The organism is Acinetobacter sp. CAU_H_60 (assembly GCF_058599385.1).
Genome location: NZ_CM178653.1, coordinates 2,839,875 through 2,861,765, shown reverse-complemented (window position 1 = coordinate 2,861,765; position 21,891 = coordinate 2,839,875). Strand labels below are relative to the sequence as shown.

The following is a 21,891-nucleotide window of genomic DNA, read 5'->3' as shown; positions in this document are numbered from 1 at the left end:
CCAATAACAACAAAATAGGTCAGGACTTTTTATGTATACACTTCGATTATGTTTCTGCTTATTGCTGGCAATGCCGCTGCTTGCCTGCCAAAGCCAATATGTCACCACACCGAATGTCGCAACTGAAGCCGCATTGGTGGCAGAATCGGTGGATAATGGCATCAGTACAGAACTTGAAATTCCCTATTTATCCGCTTTTCGCAACCTAAGACAAGCCTATAACCATTGTGTGGCGTTCACCTCAGCAGAAGCTTATGTGTATACCGACAATCGGCTGGAAGAACATTTGGAGCAGGGCACGCTGATGGCGCGTACAGAAAATGGTGCTTTTCTGCATAAAATGTTGGTGGAGGGAATGGGAGCTGACAAAACTCGAATTACCCTGTTCCTGCCAGCCAAATATCATTTTGCTCAAGCCCGTTTTAAGCAAGATGTGCAACGTGCACTCGGACAAGATAAAAACTGTAATACTTATGAATTTGCTCAATCTTAAAGTAAGAAAAAGAGGCAGTTGTTTATTTTCTGGTTGAGAGATTTCCCATGCTTAAAAACTCTCAATTTTTCAATGGATTTGGATATGGTCTATCAACAACATGCGGAAAATTTTAGATTAAAAATATTGTAAATTTACAGCATGACATTTTGTGAGGTGTAGTCGATAAACCGATCATCAGGCAGTGAATCACAAGAAGTAGCAAACCGAGAGAATTGCTTACAAATTCATCATGCTGACCTATTTATTCTTCCTCTATAGTAGAACAAGGTTGTTTAAAAAATAATCTCAACACTTATAAGATGGAGAGAATAAATATGGCAACAATGAAAGCAGCCGTAGTGACTGCATTTAATCAACCACTACAAATACAACAAGTCGAAATTCCTAAAGTCACGCCGGGCAAAGTCTTGGTCAAAATTATCGCGACAGGTGTCTGTCATACCGACTTACATGCCATGCATGGCGATTGGCCTGTTCAGCCAACCTTACCTTTTATCCCCGGGCATGAAGGGGTGGGTGAAGTAGTTGAAATTGGTGAAGGAATTGAACATTTAGAAGTTGGTGATATCGTCGGTATTCCTTGGTTATATTCAGCGTGTGGGCATTGTGATCATTGCTATGCGGGCTGGGAAACCTTATGTAAACAACAACAGAACTCAGGCTATTCGGTCAACGGCAGTTTTGCAGAATATTGCTTAGCCGATGGTGATTATGTCGGTGTGATTCCTGAGGGTGTCGATCTACTGGAAATCTCACCTATTCTATGTGCTGGTGTCACCGTTTATAAAGGACTGAAAATGACCGAGGCTAAAACTGGGGATTGGGTTGCCATTTCCGGTATTGGCGGTCTAGGTCATGTGGCGGTGCAATATGCGAAAACAATGGGTTTTAATGTCGTGGCGATTGATGTTGATGACTCAAAACTTGAGTTGGCCAAAAATCTCGGCGCCGATGTCGGCATTAATGCCTTAAAAACCGATGTGAAAGAGGCGGTATTGCAGGCAACGGGTGAAGGTTGTCATGGTGTCTTGGTGACTGCGGTTTCTCCGAAAGCCTTTGAACAAGCCGTGTCGATTATACGTCGCGGTGGTACGATGGTCTTAAATGGTTTGCCGCCCGGCACTTTTGACTTGTCGATCTTTAACATGGTGCTGGAGGGAATTACGGTACGTGGTTCAATTGTTGGGACACGTCTGGATTTAAAAGAAGCGCTAGATATTGCCGCGCGCGGTAAAGTCAAAGCACATATTCATGTTGAACCGCTTGAAAATATCAACGATATTTTTGATCGTATGGAAAAAGGTAAAATTGATGGCCGTATCGTGATTGATATGCGGCTTTAATGCAAAATCCCACAGCAACATAACATAGAGCAAAATCAAGACAGACCAGTTCAGTATGATCGAAAGGTCTGTCTTGCATGTTTAGAGCTAAGAGAAAATTAGCTTTCTGATGTTTTTTCTTGAGCTGAATGATCTGAAATGATCATGCTGGCAAGTTTCACCATCTCCAGTTGGATATTGCCCATTTGATTTTTAATTTTCTGAATATCCACTTGAGTTAAATCCATTTGGCCATTCAGGAAAGGCGATGCCAATGCCTGCTGGTTAGCACTTATCAGGTTACTACGTACCTGATCGACTTCCTGACTCTTTAGATTCAAGCCATTTAAAGTCTGGTTAAAGCTTTTTAACTGCTGCTGTAACTGTATTGCGGCGCTCTGTAATTGAGAGCTATCTTTGGCGTTAACTGCAGTTTCCAGTTCAGTCTGGGTTTGCTTTAGCTGTGCCACATAATCACCAGCTTTTAACTGTAAGTCGGCCACATCACGTACGATATAGAACATATTGCCGCTTTTCAGGTCTGCAGCAGAATGCTGTACTTCAGTATTTAGTACTTCTGTCTGTTCAGCCTCTACATTGTGCTGGTCAGGTTTTTCAGTATAGGAAGCAGGAGCAGCAACCTGATCACAGCCCAGCAAACTCAATGCACCGGTAAAAAGGGCAAAAGGTAATACGCTATTTTGGAGAATTTGCTTAAATTTCATCGGGGTGCTCATCGTTCGCTGCTTACAGACTTTAATATAGGGATGAAAGTTGTAGAAAATAGGGAGAGTTGCAAATGAATAACAAAAAAGCCTGAGGACAGATATTCAAATATAAAAAAAGCGCCAAAGCGCTCACTACTGTCCCACAATTTTAACTAGATTTGTATGAAGCAATAAAAATATCTTTAACTATATGAAATTTAATAATATTTATAGTTGAATATTACACAGCCTCATATTTTGTTTAAAAGTTTAAATGACTTTGTGTAGGCAACACCCTACTTTGGAAAGACCCAAAGTAGGCAAAAGTCTTTTATTACCCATACACGACGTCCTGTCGTGATGGGTAATGTGTGGCATCCCTGCCACACGCGCGTAGCTTAAACTGAATCACTTCAACTATGGGACAGCAGTGCCGAAGCGCTTTTTTTCACCGAGGAGGGCAGCGTTTAAGCTGCGATAATTTTCACGATTTTATGGTTCACTACATTGGTCAGGATATAGTCACCATTTACTTTAATCCATTGTTGGTTTTTACCAGGCTTGCTGAGTCGTTTATATTTGCTGTGATCCACTTTATACATTTTGCTTTGGTATTGGCTTGGAACTTTTTGACCTACTCGCCAATCACGTGATGGGTCAACTTTTTTATAAGCCTGTTTAGGCTGCGGTGCATAATGCTGTGGAGCCGGCGCTTTATGCTGTTGTTGAGCATGCGGTTTAGGGGGCTGATGGTCTTGCGGCGCAGCCATAGCAGATGTAGCAATCAATGCAGTTGAGATTGATAAAACAATTGCTTTTACTAGAGTTTTCATACTTCACCTTAATATGGCGGTTTGTTTGGGTATGAACTCATCATAGGCCGGCAGATGTATTTGAAATTGAAGGAAGTGTAGCGCAAATATTAAAATCAAGAAGAAATTTGGTAGAAGGTTTAACTTGGTTTTTATGATATTAAGCATTTGAATCTTAATTAAAAATATAAGCATCCCTCAGCTGTAGAGATGCTTACATTACTGTTACAAATTATTTGGCCAGTTCGGCATTAATGGCCTCTACGATGCGGGGATCATCTGCCGTGATATCTGGTGCAAAACGTGCAACGACTTCCCCCTGTTTGTTCACCAGGAATTTTTCAAAGTTCCAGAGAACTTCAGGCGGTTCATTTGGAGTCAGGCCATAGTCGACCAGATCTTTCCACCATGGACCTTCACCAATACGTTCTGGTACAGCCTGGGTCAGCGTGGCATACAAAGGATGTTTAGCTTCACCCACGACCGGAATTTTAGCAAACAGCGGGAAATCCACCTGATAGTTCAGGGAACAGAATTCCTGAATTTCCTTTTCACTTCCAGGTTCCTGTTCCAGAAAATCATTGGAAGGGAAGCCTAAGATTTCCAGTCCTTCGGCTTTTTTATCATCATAGAGTTTTTGCAAGCCTTCGTATTGTGGAGTGAGGCCGCATTTTGATGCCACATTTACCAGCAGTAAGACTTTGCCTTGATACTGGTTCAGCGTCGTGTCCGTTCCTTGAATCGTTTTTACCGGAATGTCATACACAGAAGTGCTCATCGGATTTCCTTTTTATTAAATGAATGAGGGCTATTTGTTTTAACGGGTATTTAAATACAGTACAAGTCAGAATCAGTGAAATGCTTACTTGCCGGCTACAAATAGCATTAATTTTAGTTGAAAAATCAATTATGCTTAGGCACTTGCCAAGAAGCATAGATTAACAATAGATAGAGACAGGGATGAAGTTATGACGCAGCAGCAAAAAACAATGTGGTGGGCCATGCTGCTTCCCTTGACTGCGGTCCTGATCTGGTCATTGAATATGACCGTTAACCGTTATGTAGCGGATTATATTTCTCCCTTAAGTATCAGTTTTTATCGCTGGGTTCTGGCTCTGTTGATTTTAACGCCGTTAATGTGGCCTAAGGTTCGCAAAGCCTGGCCAGAAATTCGACCACATCTGGGGCATCTGGCTGTCTTAAGTGCATTGGGCATGGTGTTGTATCAAGGGCTGGCTTATACCTCAGCACATTATACCAGTGCCACCAATATGGGCCTGATTAATGCCTTTATTCCGATTTTTACTATTATTGTTGGGATCTTTGTTTTACATGTTCGCCCCACCTTAATGGCAGTGATTGGCAGTATTTTGTCTTTTATTGGTCTGATGTATGTGATGGGGCAGGGGCAATGGGCACATTTACTCGATGCAGGAGATCGTTATATTGGTGATCTGCTGATGCTGATTGCGGTATTTTTCTATGCTTGTTATGGCGTTTTGCTCAAAAAATGGCAGATCCAGATTCCGCTATTGGTTAGTCTGTATATGCAGATTTTTTTGGCCGTTCTCTATCACATTCCTTTAGTGTTGTACTCAGGTCTGGATGCTATTAATAGTAATAACGCAGCAAGTATTATTTATGCCGGAATTTTTCCTTCTATTGCTGCCCCATTCTTATGGATGATGGCTGTACAACAACTTGGTCCAAACCGCAGCAGTATTTTTATGAATTTGATGCCGGTCTTTACGGCGTTAATCGCTTATTTATGGTTATCTGAAGCCTGGACGATCTACCACAGCATTGGTGGTGCCATTATTCTAGTAGGTATTTTATTGGCGCAATACCCTGCTAAACCCAAGGTTTAAGCTATTAAATACAGGGCTGAAGTTTTGTTTGTTTAATATTTGAACAAATGATTACATTATTTTTACAGTATTATTCCTGAAATTTAGTTTTTATGGATATAAAAATAAATTATTAAAAATTAACTTCATTTTAAAACTGAAACAAAAATAGCAAGATATTTTGAATTTTGATTAAATTTTAAATATTTTTAATAGAAAAAATGTATTAATACATTGTTTTATTGTATTTGCTGTTGTGACGGATTTCTCGCATAATGCCCGCATCGAGAATGATGAATCAGAAAAAACCTAGATTTATCAAACTCCCAGAGATTTACAGACCCTCTGGATGTGATAATACACATCCTTTTTTATGCTCAACCATCCCTATATGGTTGAGCTTTTTTTTGTCTTAAAACTTTAGTCGGCTTGAAAAGAAAAATGACTGAGCAAAGGCTCAGTCACGAATAATTTCACCTGTTACCGCATCAATAATCCGGCTTGGTTTCTGGCTCAGTCCCAGATCGCCATTCAGATAATTCAGGTCCTGACCAAAATAACGCATGGCATCTTGCAGAGAACGTGCAGGTTCTAAGCCGGCAGGATTGGCACTGGTCGAAACAATAAAACCGCCAAAGGCCTGACACAAAGCTACACAAAGAGGATGAGTGGTCACGCGCACTGCCACTTTAGGGTGTTTGCCTTTAATCCAGCCTGGAATATCGTCATTGGCAGGGAGTAACCAGGTGGTTGCCCTGTCTGTAGGTCGATCATTACTCCAGGACGCAATTACTTTTTCACGCATTTCTTCACTTAGATCTTGAAGTAAATGTTCTACTTGTGAAATATGAGCTGCGAGTAAAATCACGCCTTTTTCAATCGGACGCTGTTTTAAGGTTAAAATCTGGTGAAATGCCTGTTCATTGTAGGGGTCGCAACCTAAGCCCCAAACAGCCTCTGTAGGGTATGCCAAGACCTGTCCAGCTTTGAGACATTCAGCTGCTTCGGCAACAGAGGTGGTGATCATGTGTATACCTTATCAAAACAAGAAGTGTCTATTGTGAACCTTATTTATGTGGACGACAACGTAGATACATACCAGCTTGCTGGGTACAAAAGCCAAGTAGCTCCAGTTCCATCAATTGACTGGTCAGAGAAGACACATCCTGTTGCAGATGATGACTGAGATGATCCAGATCCTGTCCGACCCAGTCCAGCTGGTTATAAAGTCTGAGCAGATGAGGCGGTATGTGTGCAGGAAGTTCATCCGCCATGTCATGTTGTACTTCATTTTGTAAGGCTTGCCATTGAGTCGCCAGAGCCAGTTCTTCAATCACCTGTTGCGGGTGATCAATCAGAATCGCGCCTTCACGAATCAGCTGATGGCAACCTTTATGATATTCACTATAAATATGTCCCGGAATGGCAAATACAGTCTTGCCTTGTTCGGCAGCCAGTTTGGCCGTAATCAGAGAGCCGCTTTTTAAGGTTGCTTCAGCCACAATGACCCCGAGACTTAAGCCACTGACAATCCTGTTACGCCGTGGAAAGTGATGCTGCAAGGGTGGAGTCTCTGGTAGAAACTCGGTAATGACGGCACCACCATGCGCAATAATCTCCTGGCGCAATTGTGCATGTTGAGAAGGGTAGGTCTGATCTAGTCCAGTCCCCATCACTGCAATGGTACCCTGATGTTTTAATCCTGCCCGATGAGCAGCTTCATCTATGCCTTGTGCTAATCCACTATTAATATAGAAACCCTGTTCACTCAAATAAAAGGAGAAATCATAAGCTACTTGCCGGCCGTGAGGACTCGGCTTGCGACTTCCTACAACCGCAATTTGAGCCTGAAGCAATGTATCCGGCTGACCTTGACCAAAAATAATTGGTGGTTTGTCTACATAGTGGCTGAGTTGCTGCGGATAGTGCAGATCATGATAGAGCAGGATGAAATCACTATCTCGTTGAATTTTTTCCAGACAGCGCTGAAATTTCTGCTGTGATTCTGGAAGCGAGAAGTCTTTTAAGCGTTGGACATGATTGGTATGAATGCCAAGAGCCTGCCAGGTAGGCACCTGATCAGGCTGTATGGCTGTGGTCAGACTTGAATAATGCTGACTGATTTTATAGAAGCTCGAAAGAGAATGCTGAACCAGATACCATAACGTCAGTGTTTCCAGTTGCACGCGTGATAACGAGTTCAGCATATCGAGACCTATATCTGTGTCTTCTTATTCTTTCAGTTGTAAAGTTAGATCAATCTATTATTCATCTAACAATGGCGCTTGAATATTGGCACCCACCTTGATTGGTAATTCACTTTCCAGCACATAAGCATAGCTCAGCTGGTCAAAAGTTTTAAAGACCATCACATTGCCAATGCGTTCACCTGGAAGCTGTACGCGTTCCTTGGTTTTCGGATCAGTCACCACTTCGCCTTTCTGGTTTACGCTGAAGACATGACCAGTCTGAACCCCATGTGCTGTACCACGGTCAATCGTTACGACACTATGACGTGCTGCTGTACCAATTGAACCCAGTACACGCACAATCTGACCACCAGCAACCGTATTTTCTGCATTCACTGGATAGAACAGGGTAGGCAACATCGGATCGTATTCAGGTAATACACGGTCACCGCGACGCACTTCTGCATTATAGCTATCTGTCAATTCCAGCGTGGTGACATCACCTTCGCCACGTACTGCGATTCCGGAAGCAACCTGTTGCAACTCTAGAGCAGCTGTGTATTTCTTGCCATTGGCATCAGTAAATACATAAGGGTCTGCTTCACGATACACCGCATAACGCTGACCAACCACCAGACCATTGCCGCGTGCATAGACCTTCTGGCCTTTACCGGCCAGTACGCGCTGGTCTGCAGTGCCGAGAATGTAAGGCGTACCCTGAACTGAATCAGCTGCCACTATGGTATAGCGTTCCAACCATTGCTGGATATGCGCTAATGGAATCACTGGAATCGTATTATTTAAAGATTCAACGCGAACCTGTGGTTGTAATGAAGTACTACCGATATAACGACTGATGATACCTTCACAGCCATCACCTTCGTCTTTACCGATAATTGGACGACCTTGATAGTCACACATCAACAGGCGATCACCTGGAAAAATCCAATGTGGATTTTTCACGTGCTTGTTACTGGCCCAGATTTCTGGCCAACGCACCGGATTTTTTAAGAAACGTTTTGAAATATCCCACAATGTATCGCCTTTTTTGACCACATAGACATTGGGCGCACTGGCTTTTAAAGCAGGTGGATTGACGTTACGGGCAGGAGCTGCCTCGGCTGAATACATTGTCCCCATACTCACTCCGACACAAACTGCCAGTGCGAGCATTTGATTTTTTAACCCCAAGGCACTAAAAAATGGCATGCCCTTCAAAACCTTTTTCATTATCATAATTCCTAAAATTATGTGCGTAGTTGCGTTATAATAACGATCTTACACACATTTTTTTGATGAAGCATTCCCTTCATTTGGTTTTTTGATCAATGGCATAATTGAGGACGCAGTATGGCCTTATTACCTATTTTAAGTTTCCCGGATCCCCGTCTTCGTACCATTGCACAACCAGTCGAAGAAGTTACTGGTGAAATTCGTCAGCTCGCTGCAGATATGTTTGAAACCATGTATGAAGCGCCAGGCATCGGACTCGCCGCGACCCAAGTCGATCGTCATATTCAGCTGATTGTGATGGACCTGTCTGAAAACAAAGATCAACCCATGGTGTTCATTAACCCCAAAATCACACCATTGACTGAAGAAACACAGCCTTATGAAGAGGGCTGTCTATCAGTTCCTCAAATATACGATAAAGTTGAGCGTCCGTCACGCGTAAAAATCGAGGCAATTGGTCTGGATGGTCAACCCTTCGAACAAGAGGCTGATGGACTTCTCGCTGTGTGCATCCAACATGAAATGGATCACTTAAATGGTAAACTTTTTGTAGATTATCTGTCGCCATTGAAACGTCAGCGTGCCCGTGAAAAAGTAGAAAAACTGGTTCGCCAGCGCAATAAAGAAAAAGTTGCAGTTAAACGCTAGGATTATTTTCCCAAGCAATTTTTTATGATTCAACAAGCCCAATTTTGATTGGGCTTTGTTATACTCAGCCTAGACAAATTCAAGGGTTTGCCTATGGTTCTGCGGGGAGGTCTGCTACTTTCCTTTGTAGCGGTATTTCTACAAATTGCTGTGTTCTTACAGCCTTTGCTGCCGAAGCAATATCAGGTTGCTCCGGTCTGTGAAACCATCACGCGCGCCCTTTTAGTTTCTTCTCATGTTCATTCTGAACAGTCTGCCCATCATCACCTTGATCAGCATCCTATTTCCTCAGACTCCATGGCGCATGAACACGATGCCAGTCATCAGTGTCAGTACTGTACTGTCTATGGCAACCTGGTTTTGCCGCCTGAGCTTGAGGTGAAAGAAGTCTTGGACCGGATTCAGGTCAGACTCCTGGCTTTTGAACAAGCCTTTAAGCATGTCTGGTTTATCCTTCAACGACTCTTTTTAATCCCGCAGGGACGGGCACCGCCACTGTTTGCATAAATCCACGTTGTTTTGCCTGGGTCTTGAATGACTTGGGCCGTGTTTAATTTATGTATTCAGTGAGATAGAAAATGGCTCAGCCTAAATTTTCTTTACAGCCCCTTGCGGCTGCGATTTGTGTTGCCTGTTATTCATCAGTGGTTATGGCCAATGAAAGCATGCCTGTACAAACCATGGCACCGATTGTGGTGACTTCAACTGCCGGTAATGATGCCAATGGTCTGATTGTTCGTGCTGATCCGAAACAGCCGATTCAGCCAGTGCCAGCAACTGATGGCGCAGATTATCTGCAAAGTATTGTAGGTTTTAGTTCGGTCAATAGCGGAGCAGGTACCAATGGCGATGTGACCTTTCGTGGTATGTTCGGTTCACGCATTAAAATCCTGACTGATGGCACTGAAAACCTCGGTGCCTGCCCAAGCCGGATGGATTCGCCCACTTCATATATTTCTCCAGAAAGTTATGATCGTATTTCAGTGATTAAAGGCCCGCAAACGGTTCAATATGCCAATACCGGTTCGGCAGCAACCGTCATTTTTGAACGTACACCTGAACAGTTTGGGGAAGATCAACATTATCGCGGTCAGGCCAGTGTACTAATGGGATCTTTTGGTCGTCTGGACCAGAATATTGAAGCAGCTGCTGGTGATGAAAAAAAGTATATCCGCCTGAACACCAACCGTTCGGTATCAAGCAGTTATAAAGATGGTAATGGTCAAACTGTACCTTCAGATTGGGAACGATGGAATGCAGATCTGGCACTGGGCTGGACACCGGATGAAGATACCTGGGTCGAGCTGACCGGTGGTAAAGCTGATGGCGAGGCGGTTTATGCTGGCCGTGATATGGATGGATCTCAGTTTGCCCGTGAAAGCCTCGGCTTACGTGTTGAAAAGAGAAATCTGACGGATGTCATTCAGAAAGTTGAGGCACAGATTAACTATAACTATAACGATCACATCATGGATAACTTTAGTCTGCGGCCTGTACCGATGATCCATGACATGGCCACCCATAGCATGAAAGCCAATCCATCCGCTATGCAGGTCACACGCCGTACTTTAAATTCCCGTATGGTGATAACAAGTGAATGGGATAAAACCCAGTTAATTGCGGGTGTGGATTCTCAGCACAATACGCATGCTGGGGGAATGACTTCAACCAATATGAACATGCCGCTCACGCCAGATATGAAATTCCAGTCATATGGAGCGTTTGCTGAGTTAAGTCATGAACTCAGTGATAACAACAAATTGGTTACTGGTGTGCGGGTCGATCAAGTGGACATTGATGCCTTAAAAACTGGACAGAACCGTCAGGAAACCTTGCCGAGCGCCTTTATCCGTTTTGAAAATACTCATCCTGAGCATGATGACGGTAAAACTTATATTGGTCTGGGATACGTCGAGCGTGTGCCGGATTATTGGGAATTATTTAAAACCGATTATCAGGGGGTAACTGCAAATACATTTAAACAGTTAAATACTGAAAAAACCTTACAGCTTGATCTGGGCTATCAACATCATCATGGTGCCTTCAATTCATGGGTATCGGCTTATGCTGGCATGGTTCAGGATTTTATTCTGATGACTTATCCTGAAACTGCAAATTCAGGTCATGACCATCATATAGGTAGTGGTATGGAAGGAATGCAGTCAGCAAAAATGAATGGGGCAGATTCAAGAAATGTTGATGCGGCTATTGCCGGTGCAGAAGCTGGAATTGGCTACCAGTTTACCGATGCCATTCAGGCTGATGTTAGTGCCATGTATGCCTGGGGTGAAAACACGACTGATCATACGCCGTTGCCACAAATTGCACCTTTGGAAGCTCGGGTGAATCTGCGTTATATCCAGGAGAATTACACTTTAGGTGCTTACTGGCGTTTAGTGGATAGTCAAAACCGTATTAGCGAACGTGAAGGCAATATTGTCGGTTATGATCATAAACAGAGTGCTGGTTTTGGTACATTGTCTTTAAATGGCACCTATCGTGTGAATGAGGGTGTGGATCTTTCAGTCGGTGTCGATAATGTCTTCGACCGGACTTATACAGAACATTTGAATAAAATGGGCAATGCTGGAGTGGGGCTACCTGCTACTGAGCAATTTAATAATATGGGACGAAATTACTGGGCACGTGTCAGTATGAAGTTTTAATTTGATTAGATTAAATACAAAAAGCAGGGTGAAAGCTCTGCTTTTTATATTTTTAAAATTATAAAAACATTTAAATACAATAACTTAATATTATTGAGTATTTCTAAATAAAATAATGAATATTTTTCTTAAAATAAATTTAATATATAAAACAGTCATTTATGAATTTATTGGTTTATAAAATAAACACCCGAATTAAATCAGTCTAAAAAGGTATTGCAAGCCCCCTGAAATACTGTAGAATGCACATCCATCGGCGGTGATGAAGATTAAAACTTCTGATAAAACAGTAACTTAGCATGAAATGGTTGAGTTAGGTTTTAGAAAGAAAGTTTAAAAATAATTTTCATTACTGGTTGACTTTCTAGAGATAGAGAGTAATATAGCCGACCTAGCTTGCTACTGACGAAGTAGCAAGAAGATCATTAAGAGATTATGAAGAACAACTTGTGTGGATTTTTACTGGTTGATTGATCGAAATTATTTTCATTGATTGAATGGTAGAAATTACTCGAAGTTTATTTGAGAAATATTTGTCAGAAAATTGATGAGCCAAGTTTAAGAGTTTTACTTATAAAACTCGAAATGATTTTAACTGAAGAGTTTGATCATGGCTCAGATTGAACGCTGGCGGCAGGCTTAACACATGCAAGTCGAGCGGGGATAGGGTGCTTGCACCTGATTCCTAGCGGCGGACGGGTGAGTAATGCTTAGGAATCTGCCTATTAGTGGGGGACAACGTTCCGAAAGGGACGCTAATACCGCATACGTCCTACGGGAGAAAGCAGGGGATCTTCGGACCTTGCGCTAATAGATGAGCCTAAGTCGGATTAGCTAGTTGGTGGGGTAAAGGCCTACCAAGGCGACGATCTGTAGCGGGTCTGAGAGGATGATCCGCCACACTGGGACTGAGACACGGCCCAGACTCCTACGGGAGGCAGCAGTGGGGAATATTGGACAATGGGGGCAACCCTGATCCAGCCATGCCGCGTGTGTGAAGAAGGCCTTTTGGTTGTAAAGCACTTTAAGCGAGGAGGAGGCTTACCTGGTTAATACCTGGGATAAGTGGACGTTACTCGCAGAATAAGCACCGGCTAACTCTGTGCCAGCAGCCGCGGTAATACAGAGGGTGCAAGCGTTAATCGGATTTACTGGGCGTAAAGCGCGCGTAGGTGGCTAATTAAGTCAAATGTGAAATCCCCGAGCTTAACTTGGGAATTGCATTCGATACTGGTTAGCTAGAGTATGGGAGAGGATGGTAGAATTCCAGGTGTAGCGGTGAAATGCGTAGAGATCTGGAGGAATACCGATGGCGAAGGCAGCCATCTGGCCTAATACTGACACTGAGGTGCGAAAGCATGGGGAGCAAACAGGATTAGATACCCTGGTAGTCCATGCCGTAAACGATGTCTACTAGCCGTTGGGGCCCTTGAGGCTTTAGTGGCGCAGCTAACGCGATAAGTAGACCGCCTGGGGAGTACGGTCGCAAGACTAAAACTCAAATGAATTGACGGGGGCCCGCACAAGCGGTGGAGCATGTGGTTTAATTCGATGCAACGCGAAGAACCTTACCTGGCCTTGACATACAGAGAACTTTCCAGAGATGGATTGGTGCCTTCGGGAACTCTGATACAGGTGCTGCATGGCTGTCGTCAGCTCGTGTCGTGAGATGTTGGGTTAAGTCCCGCAACGAGCGCAACCCTTTTCCTTATTTGCCAGCACTTCGGGTGGGAACTTTAAGGATACTGCCAGTGACAAACTGGAGGAAGGCGGGGACGACGTCAAGTCATCATGGCCCTTACGGCCAGGGCTACACACGTGCTACAATGGTCGGTACAAAGGGTTGCTACTGCGCGAGCAGATGCTAATCTCAAAAAGCCGATCGTAGTCCGGATCGCAGTCTGCAACTCGACTGCGTGAAGTCGGAATCGCTAGTAATCGCGGATCAGAATGCCGCGGTGAATACGTTCCCGGGCCTTGTACACACCGCCCGTCACACCATGGGAGTTTGTTGCACCAGAAGTAGGTAGTCTAACCTTAGGGAGGACGCTTACCACGGTGTGGCCGATGACTGGGGTGAAGTCGTAACAAGGTAGCCGTAGGGGAACCTGCGGCTGGATCACCTCCTTAACGAAAGATTGACGATTGGTAAGAATCCACAACAAGTTGTTCTTCATGACGATGTATCTGAGGGTCTGTAGCTCAGTTGGTTAGAGCACACGCTTGATAAGCGTGGGGTCACAAGTTCAAGTCTTGTCAGACCCACCACTACTGACGAAGCGTTAATTGCAGAGCGAACAGAAACGGAACGATACATTGACTTATTGATAAGCTGGGGACTTAGCTTAGTTGGTAGAGCGCCTGCTTTGCACGCAGGAGGTCAGGAGTTCGACTCTCCTAGTCTCCACCACGTATTCGTTCGAATACGTAATAAGCAAACGGTTTGATAGCTTATAGAGCTTAGTAAGAAAGCGGCGTATAATGCGCGGCATTGTTATTAACCTCTGTGATTTATCACAGTAATGCAGTCCGACGAGGATGCATTAAATCATTAACAGAATATATTTGAGTTGAAATAATTTGTTCATACTCATACAAGAGCGGAAACGACACGACTTCGGTTGTGAAGTTGAAGTGATTGAATGAGAACTAGCGAAATTAACTGAATCAAGCGTTTTGGTATATGAATCTAATTGAAGCTGTACGGTAGTTAAATCTACGAGACGCCAACTGTATGAGAGTGATGAGTAATCATCACAATCTGTTGCTCATCCTACTTGTAGGGATGAACGACTGTTTGGGGTTGTATAGTCAAGTAATTAAGTGCATGTGGTGGATGCCTTGGCAGTCAGAGGCGAAGAAAGACGTGATAGCCTGCGAAAAGCTCCGGGGAGGCGGCAAATATCCTGTGATCCGGAGATGTCTGAATGGGGAAACCCACCGGCTATAAGGTCGGTATCATAAACTGAATACATAGGTTTATGAGGCGAACGCGGAGAAGTGAAACATCTCAGTATCCGTAGGAAAAGAAATCAATTGAGATTCCCTCAGTAGCGGCGAGCGAAAGGGGAACAGCCCATTAAGTCATATCAGTTTTAGTGGAATGCTCTGGGAAGTGCAACCATAGTGGGTGATAGTCCTGTACACGAAAGGGCTGATATGATGATGTCGAGTAGGGCGAGGCACGTGAAACCTTGTCTGAATATAGGGGGACCATCCTCTAAGGCTAAATACTCCTGACTGACCGATAGTGAACCAGTACCGTGAGGGAAAGGCGAAAAGAACCCCTGTGAGGGGAGTGAAATAGATCCTGAAACCGCATGCATACAAGCAGTGGGAGCCACTTTGTGTGGTGACTGCGTACCTTTTGTATAATGGGTCAGCGACTTATATTCAGTAGCGAGGTTAACCGAATAGGGGAGCCGTAGAGAAATCGAGTCTTAATAGGGCGTTTAGTTGCTGGGTATAGACCCGAAACCGGGTGATCTATCCATGAGCAGGTTGAAGGTTGGGTAACACTAACTGGAGGACCGAACCCACTGTCGTTGAAAAGCCAGGGGATGACTTGTGGATAGGGGTGAAAGGCTAATCAAACTCGGTGATAGCTGGTTCTCCCCGAAAGCTATTTAGGTAGCGCCTCGGACGAATACCATTGGGGGTAGAGCACTGTTTCGGCTAGGGGGTCATCCCGACTTACCAAACCGATGCAAACTCCGAATACCAATGAGTACTATCCGGGAGACAGACTGCGGGTGCTAACGTCCGTAGTCAAGAGGAAAACAATCCAGACCGCCAGCTAAGGTCCCTAAATCATAGTTAAGTGGGAAACGATGTGGGAAGGCATAGACAGCTAGGAGGTTGGCTTAGAAGCAGCCACCCTTTAAAGAAAGCGTAATAGCTCACTAGTCGAGTCGGCCTGCGCGGAAGATGTAACGGGGCTAAAACTATGTACCGAAGCTGCGGATTTGCAATTTATTGCAAGTGGTAGGGGAGCGTTCTGTAAGCCGATGAAGGTGTGTTGAGAAGCATGCTGGAGGTATCAGAAGTGCGAATGCTGACGTGAGTAACGACAAAACGGGTGAAAAACCCGTTCGCTGAAAGACCAAGGGTTCCAGTCCAACGTTAATCGGGGCTGGGTGAGTCGACCCCTAAGGCGAGGCCGAGAGGCGTAGTCGATGGGAAATTGGTTAATATTCCAATACTTCAGTGTAATGCGATGAGAGGACGGAGAAGGTTAAGTCAGCCTGGCGTTGGTTGTCCAGGTGGAAGACAGTAGGCATGCATCTTAGGCAAATCCGGGGTGCTCTATGCTGAGAGTTGATAGCAAGCCAGTTTACTGGTGAAGTGGCTGATACCATACTTCCAGGAAAAGTCTCTAAGCTTCAGTTACACTGGAATCGTACCCGAAACCGACACAGGTGGTCAGGTCGAGTAGACCAAAGCGCTTGAGAGAACTCTGCTGAAGGAACTAGGCAAAATGGTACCGTAACTTCGGGAGAAGGTACGCTGCCGGCGGTGATAGGACTTGCTCCTTGAGCTGTTGGCAGCCTCAGAAACCAGGCCGCTGCAACTGTTTATTAAAAACATAGCACTCTGCAAACACGAAAGTGGACGTATAGGGTGTGATGCCTGCCCGGTGCTGGAAGGTTAATTGATGGGGTTAGCGTAAGCGAAGCTCTTGATCGAAGCCCCAGTAAACGGCGGCCGTAACTATAACGGTCCTAAGGTAGCGAAATTCCTTGTCGGGTAAGTTCCGACCTGCACGAATGGCATAATGATGGCGGCGCTGTCTCCAGCAGAGGCTCAGTGAAATCGAATTCGCCGTGAAGATGCGGTGTACCCGCGGCTAGACGGAAAGACCCCGTGAACCTTTACTGCAGCTTGACATTGAACTTTGATCTTACTTGTGTAGGATAGGTGGGAGGCTTTGAAGTGGTGACGCTAGTTGCCATGGAGCCGTCCTTGAAATACCACCCTGGTAATATTGAGGTTCTAACTCTGCTCCCTGATCGGGAGCGAGGACCATGTCTGGTGGGTAGTTTGACTGGGGCGGTCTCCTCCTAAAGAGTAACGGAGGAGTACGAAGGTGCGCTCAGCGTGGTCGGAAATCACGCGTAGAGTATAAAGGCAAAAGCGCGCTTAACTGCGAGACCCACAAGTCGAGCAGGTACGAAAGTAGGTCTTAGTGATCCGGTGGTTCTGTATGGAAGGGCCATCGCTCAACGGATAAAAGGTACTCTGGGGATAACAGGCTGATACCGCCCAAGAGTTCATATCGACGGCGGTGTTTGGCACCTCGATGTCGGCTCATCTCATCCTGGGGCTGAAGCAGGTCCCAAGGGTATGGCTGTTCGCCATTTAAAGAGGTACGCGAGCTGGGTTTAGAACGTCGTGAGACAGTTCGGTCCCTATCTACCGTGGGCGCTGGAAATTTGAGAGGATCTGCTCCTAGTACGAGAGGACCAGAGTGGACGAACCTCTGGTGTACCGGTTGTGACGCCAGTCGCATCGCCGGGTAGCTATGTTCGGAAGGGATAACCGCTGAAAGCATCTAAGCGGGAAGCCTACCTCAAGATAAGATTTCCCTAGGACTTTATGTCCTCTAAAGAGCCGTTGAAGACTACGACGTTGATAGGTTGGATGTGGAAGTGCAGTGATGCATGAAGCTGACCAATACTAATTGCTCGTGAGGCTTGACTATACAACACCCAAGCAGTTGTATATAAAGCATCAATTGATTTCATATTGATCTAACGATCAGACGAAGCCTTGATTTAGTTAAGCTAATCGAACAAACTACTGCGACTCAGATACATCTGTTAATGCATTCTATTTGAAGAAAGCTAGGCAAACGAAGCGCAAGCAACGTAAATAAGACCATAGCGAGTAAGCATACCAGTTGTGCTGGCGACCATAGCAAGAGTGAACCACCTGATCCCTTCCCGAACTCAGAAGTGAAACCTCTTAGCGCTGATGGTAGTGTGGGGTATCCCATGTGAGAGTAAGTCATCGCCAGCTCATTATTCCTAAAAAGCCCTCTGCAGAAGCAGGGGGCTTTTTTTATGCGTGGGATTTAATAAAAATAATTATTCGATGGTTATTTAAACTGAATCATCACATAAAAGGCGAATTGAGAGGCGTATACTGGGCAGGTTCATGGAGCGGATATGTCCTCAAATTCATCTTCAAGCCATATCGCATATGGTTCATCTGCTTTTAAAGCTATTTTATTCTCCTTATTTCTGGCGGGTTTTGCGATTTTCTCATCGCTGTATTGTGTCCAGCCGATGATGCCGATTCTGGCGGATTATTTTCATATCTCTCCAACACAAAGTAGTTTTCCACTTTCCTTCTCTACCATTGCCTTAGCTATTGGCCTGATTTTTACAGGACTTATTTCAGACCGTTTTGGCCGTAAACCAATTATGGTTTGGTCTTTATTCTCTGTATCAGTCTTATTATTACTCAGTGCTTTATTACCTATCTGGTCTATATTTTTAACAACACGAGTGTTAATAGGTCTCACGGTCAGTGGCGTGGCAGCCGTGGCGATGACTTATATCGGAGAGGAAGTGGCGGAGCAGGATGTGGGCTTTGCCATGGGGCTGTATATTTCCGGAACTGCGATTGGTGGTATGAGTGGTCGATTGATTGCTGGGACATTGGTCGATTTTATTTCCTGGCAATCCGCGACTTTGATTATTGGATTGCTGAATCTATGTATCGCGACAACTTTTTATTTTCTATTACCGAAGTCCAGGCATTTTAAAGCTTATCCAATACAATTCAGTCGTTTTATCAGAGCATTTCAGCAGAATCTGAGTGATCCTAAATTAAGAATTCTGTTTTTACAGGGCTTTATCCTGATGGGGGGCTTTGTCTCGGTATTTAACTATCTAAGTTATCGTTTGATTCAAGCACCATTTGAACTGTCTCATGTCTGGATAGGGTTGATTTCGATTACTTATCTGGCCGGAATTTATAGCTCTCCACGAGCCGCAGCTTGGAGCAGGAAGTTTGGACGTTATAAGGTGCTTGCCGTCATGCTTTGTACCATGCTGTTTGGCTTAGCCTTAATGTTGATTAATAACTTGGCTTTGGTCTTTAGTGGTTTGCTGATTTTTACCTTTTCCTTTTTTGCGGCTCATTCAACTGCTAGTAGCTGGGTATCTGTGCAATCCTTACAGTATCGTGCGGTAGGTTCGTCCCTTTATTTGTTCTGTTATTACCTAGGTTCAAGTTTACTCGGAAGTTCAAGTGGACTGGTCTGGGAAAATGCCGGATGGTTAGGACTAAGTGTATTTATTGCTATTATTTTAGGATTGGGCTTATGGATGACACAGTATTTAAAACCTGCAACTGATCATTCAAAAATAGAATAAGTATATATTCCTGATAAAGGGCTTAAAGCTAATATTGTATAAATTATAATCAAGCAACCTGAGCTGAATTCATGCTAAAATACTCGGCTTTCATCTTTGATCACTTTTCTGATCTTCCATCTGCCAGCCGAGAATTGCTAGCCATGTCTACTGCTTATACCGCTCAGACTGCGCCTAAAGCGTTGTTTGATTACGACAAATATTGGGCGTCATGTTTTGAACCCGCGCCTTTTTTGCCGATGTCACGCGAGGAAATGGACCAACTCGGTTGGGACAGTTGTGACTTTATTTTTGTCTGCGGTGATGCCTATATTGACCACCCGTCATTTGTGACCGGGATCATTGGACGTGTGCTCGAAGCACAAGGTTTCCGCGTCGGGATTATTGCCCAGCCAGACTGGACCAATGTAGAAGCCTTCCGTGTACTCGGTAAGCCGAATATTGCCTGGGGTGTGTCTGCCGGTAATATGGATTCGATGATCAACCGTTATACGGCGGATCGTAAGATTCGTTCAGATGATGCTTACTCACCAGATAACCAGCCGAATAAACGTCCAGACCGTGCCGCAACAGTCTATTGCCAACGTTGTCGTGAAGCTTTCCCGGATGTGCCGGTATTGCTTGGTGGGATTGAAGGTTCATTGCGTCGTATCGCGCACTATGACTACTGGTCAGATAAAGTTCGTCGTTCGATTCTGATGGATTCTAAAGCAGATTTATTGATGTATGGCAATGGCGAACGCTCGATCATTGAAATCATGCATCGCCTAGCCAAAGGTGAAAAGATTCATCAGATTACTGATGTCCGTGGTACTGCATTCATTATTAATAAACATAACCGTGCTGCGAAAGCTCAGTTTGTTGAAATTGCATCCAATGATGTGGATACCATTGGCCGTGTTGATCCGATCATCAATCCTTATGTAATGAGCGAAGATATTGATGGCTGTGAAATTGAAAAAGATAAAGGCAACAGCTTAAGCCAATACCAGAATTTCCAGAAAGAAGTCGTAGCCAATCCAATCGTGCGTGAAGGGGACAATTTAGATCCAGATACGCAAATTGTGCAGCTACAACCGGCATCTAAAGCAATTAAACATAAATTACCACCACGTGAATTAGCAGTGATTCGTTTGCCTTCTTTTGAAGAAGTGGCAAATGATCCTGTGCTGTATGCGCATGCCAACCGTATTCTGCATCTGGAAACCAATCCAGGCAATGCGCGTGCCTTGGTACAAAAACATGGTGAACGTGATGTGTGGATCAATCCACCACCGATTCCATTGACCACCGAAGAAATGGATTATGTGTTTGACCTGCCTTATGCACGTCTGCCACATCCATCTTATGGTAATGCACGCTTCCCGGCTTTTGACATGATTAAATTCTCGGTGAACATCATGCGTGGCTGTTTTGGTGGCTGTACTTTCTGTTCGATCACCGAGCATGAAGGTCGTATCATTCAGAACCGTTCTGAAGAATCTATCCTGCGTGAAGTGGAAAAGATTCGTGATACGGCTCCAGGTTTCACCGGCATTATTTCAGACTTGGGTGGCCCAACAGCCAATATGTACCGTTTGGCATGTAAAGATCCTGAGATTGAGAAGAACTGTCGTAAACCTTCATGTGTATTCCCGGGCGTATGTCAAAACCTGCATACCGACCATGCACCGTTAACTCAGTTATACCGTAAGGCACGTGCTTTACCGGGCATTAAAAAGATTCTGATCGGCTCAGGTCTGCGTTATGACCTTGCCGTATTGAACCCGGAATATGTCAGAGAGCTGGTCACCCATCATGTGGGTGGTTATCTGAAGATTGCGCCAGAGCATACCGAAAAAGGCCCATTATCGAAGATGATGAAACCGGGCATCGGGACATATGACCGCTTCAAGCAGATGTTTGACCGTTTCAGTAAGGAAGCCGGCAAGGAACAGTATCTGATTCCTTATTTCATCGCAGCGCATCCGGGAACTACGGATTACGACATGATGAATCTGGCGATCTGGCTGAAAAAGAACGGTTTTCGTGCCGATCAGGTACAGACTTTCTATCCGTCGCCAATGGCCACTGCAACCACCATGTACTACACCGGTAAAAATCCGCTGGCGAAAGTCGCGCGTTATACTGAAGATGTGGACATCGTAAAAGGTGAGAAACGTCGTCGTCTGCATAAAGCTTTCTTGCGTTACCATGATCCAAACAACTGGCCTTTATTGCGTGAGGCTTTAAAGGAAATGGGGCGTCAGGATCTGATTGGTAACTCGAAGCAGCATCTGATTCCGACCTATCAACCTGCAGGTACAGATGGACAATACCAGTCTGCACGTAAGAAGAATTCGACGGTTGCAGGCGATTCACAGAAACGTACTGCTAACCCAGGTAATCGTAGTCAGGCTCAAAATAACCGTCCGAAAAAAGGCCAGATTCTGACCCAGCATACCGGTCTGCCACCGCGTGAAACGGGTGATGCGAAAAAGCCATTTGGTGGCCCTAAACCGAAAGGAAAATCAAAGCCAAAATCACGTGCTTGATTAAGCTGATAAAAAAGACACTTCGGTGTCTTTTTTTGTGTTCAGACTTTATTGA

At 44.5% G+C, this 21,891-nt stretch carries 14 protein-coding genes, 2 tRNA genes and 3 rRNA genes; 13 read left to right on the top strand and 6 right to left on the bottom strand.

Annotation, left to right across the window (positions count from 1 at the left end; translation table 11 throughout):
• Positions 1 to 31: 31 nt before the first annotated feature.
• Both AC4MBN_RS13615 and adhP read left to right on the top strand, forming a co-directional pair.
• On the top strand, positions 32 to 493 hold the full coding sequence (locus AC4MBN_RS13615) for a hypothetical protein (RefSeq protein WP_067762727.1): 462 nt from the start codon (positions 32 to 34) through the stop codon (positions 491 to 493).
• A 317-nt stretch (positions 494 to 810) separates the two neighbouring features.
• Complete coding sequence (adhP, locus tag AC4MBN_RS13610; RefSeq protein WP_067762726.1) at positions 811 to 1,839, top strand: alcohol dehydrogenase AdhP; 1,029 nt, start codon at positions 811 to 813, stop codon at positions 1,837 to 1,839.
• Positions 1,840 to 1,937: 98 nt separating this feature from the next.
• Here adhP and AC4MBN_RS13605 read toward each other — a convergent pair whose 3' ends face one another.
• The 3 genes from AC4MBN_RS13605 to AC4MBN_RS13595 form a co-directional block, all read right to left on the bottom strand.
• Complete coding sequence (locus tag AC4MBN_RS13605) at positions 1,938 to 2,543, bottom strand: PM1805 family lipoprotein (protein ID WP_438114208.1); 606 nt, start codon at positions 2,541 to 2,543, stop codon at positions 1,938 to 1,940.
• Between the two features lie 449 nt (positions 2,544 to 2,992).
• On the bottom strand, positions 2,993 to 3,358 hold the full coding sequence (locus AC4MBN_RS13600) for an RcnB family protein (RefSeq protein WP_491880365.1): 366 nt from the start codon (positions 3,356 to 3,358) through the stop codon (positions 2,993 to 2,995).
• Between the two features lie 211 nt (positions 3,359 to 3,569).
• Complete coding sequence (locus tag AC4MBN_RS13595; protein WP_491880364.1) at positions 3,570 to 4,115, bottom strand: glutathione peroxidase; 546 nt, start codon at positions 4,113 to 4,115, stop codon at positions 3,570 to 3,572.
• A gap of 190 nt (positions 4,116 to 4,305) precedes the next feature.
• Here AC4MBN_RS13595 and AC4MBN_RS13590 point away from each other — a divergent pair, with 190 nt between their 5' ends.
• Positions 4,306 to 5,205, top strand: coding sequence for a DMT family transporter (locus AC4MBN_RS13590; protein WP_180011628.1), 900 nt, complete (start codon positions 4,306 to 4,308; stop codon positions 5,203 to 5,205).
• A gap of 436 nt (positions 5,206 to 5,641) precedes the next feature.
• Here the strand turns inward: AC4MBN_RS13590 and tsaC are convergent, their stop codons facing one another.
• The 3 genes from tsaC to AC4MBN_RS13575 are packed head-to-tail and all read right to left on the bottom strand — an operon-like array spanning position 5,642 to position 8,603.
• Positions 5,642 to 6,211 (bottom strand): L-threonylcarbamoyladenylate synthase type 1 TsaC, encoded by a 570-nt coding sequence (gene tsaC / locus AC4MBN_RS13585; protein ID WP_419364968.1) that lies wholly within the window; start codon positions 6,209 to 6,211, stop codon positions 5,642 to 5,644.
• 40 nt (positions 6,212 to 6,251) lie between these two features.
• Entirely contained in the window at positions 6,252 to 7,391 is a 1,140-nt protein-coding gene (gene dprA, locus AC4MBN_RS13580; protein ID WP_491880363.1) for a DNA-processing protein DprA, read from the bottom strand.
• Between the two features lie 57 nt (positions 7,392 to 7,448).
• The gene (locus AC4MBN_RS13575) at positions 7,449 to 8,603 is read right to left on the bottom strand and encodes a LysM peptidoglycan-binding domain-containing protein (RefSeq protein ID WP_104426934.1); all 1,155 of its coding nucleotides are present in this window, start codon (positions 8,601 to 8,603) and stop codon (positions 7,449 to 7,451) included.
• A gap of 120 nt (positions 8,604 to 8,723) precedes the next feature.
• On the opposite strand from AC4MBN_RS13575, the gene def reads away from it, so the two are divergent.
• The 10 genes from def to AC4MBN_RS13525 all read left to right on the top strand — a co-directional run bounded on the left by def (position 8,724) and on the right by AC4MBN_RS13525 (position 21,836).
• Positions 8,724 to 9,254, top strand: a complete 531-nt coding sequence (gene def / locus AC4MBN_RS13570; RefSeq protein ID WP_491880362.1) for a peptide deformylase — start codon at positions 8,724 to 8,726, stop codon at positions 9,252 to 9,254.
• 93 nt (positions 9,255 to 9,347) lie between these two features.
• Positions 9,348 to 9,761: a DUF2946 family protein gene (locus AC4MBN_RS13565; protein ID WP_491880361.1), complete on the top strand. Its 414-nt coding sequence runs from the start codon at positions 9,348 to 9,350 to the stop codon at positions 9,759 to 9,761.
• Between the two features lie 71 nt (positions 9,762 to 9,832).
• Complete coding sequence (locus tag AC4MBN_RS13560; protein WP_419364962.1) at positions 9,833 to 11,920, top strand: TonB-dependent copper receptor; 2,088 nt, start codon at positions 9,833 to 9,835, stop codon at positions 11,918 to 11,920.
• A 592-nt stretch (positions 11,921 to 12,512) separates the two neighbouring features.
• A 16S ribosomal RNA gene (locus AC4MBN_RS13555) occupies positions 12,513 to 14,050 on the top strand.
• A gap of 61 nt (positions 14,051 to 14,111) precedes the next feature.
• Positions 14,112 to 14,188: transfer RNA gene (locus tag AC4MBN_RS13550), tRNA-Ile, on the top strand.
• Positions 14,189 to 14,254: 66 nt separating this feature from the next.
• Positions 14,255 to 14,330 (top strand) — tRNA-Ala (locus AC4MBN_RS13545).
• 399 nt (positions 14,331 to 14,729) lie between these two features.
• Positions 14,730 to 17,621: ribosomal RNA gene (locus tag AC4MBN_RS13540) — 23S ribosomal RNA — on the top strand.
• Between the two features lie 202 nt (positions 17,622 to 17,823).
• Positions 17,824 to 17,938 (top strand): 5S ribosomal RNA (rrf, locus tag AC4MBN_RS13535).
• The 16S, 23S and 5S rRNA genes sit together here with 2 tRNA genes alongside, the layout of an rRNA operon.
• A 149-nt stretch (positions 17,939 to 18,087) precedes the next feature.
• Positions 18,088 to 19,302, top strand: coding sequence for an MFS transporter (locus tag AC4MBN_RS13530; protein WP_419374575.1), 1,215 nt, complete (start codon positions 18,088 to 18,090; stop codon positions 19,300 to 19,302).
• A 143-nt stretch (positions 19,303 to 19,445) separates the two neighbouring features.
• Positions 19,446 to 21,836 carry a YgiQ family radical SAM protein gene (locus tag AC4MBN_RS13525; protein ID WP_491880966.1) on the top strand — a complete coding sequence of 797 codons (2,391 nt, stop codon included), beginning with the start codon at positions 19,446 to 19,448 and terminating at the stop codon, positions 21,834 to 21,836.
• Positions 21,837 to 21,891: the final 55 nt, after the last annotated feature.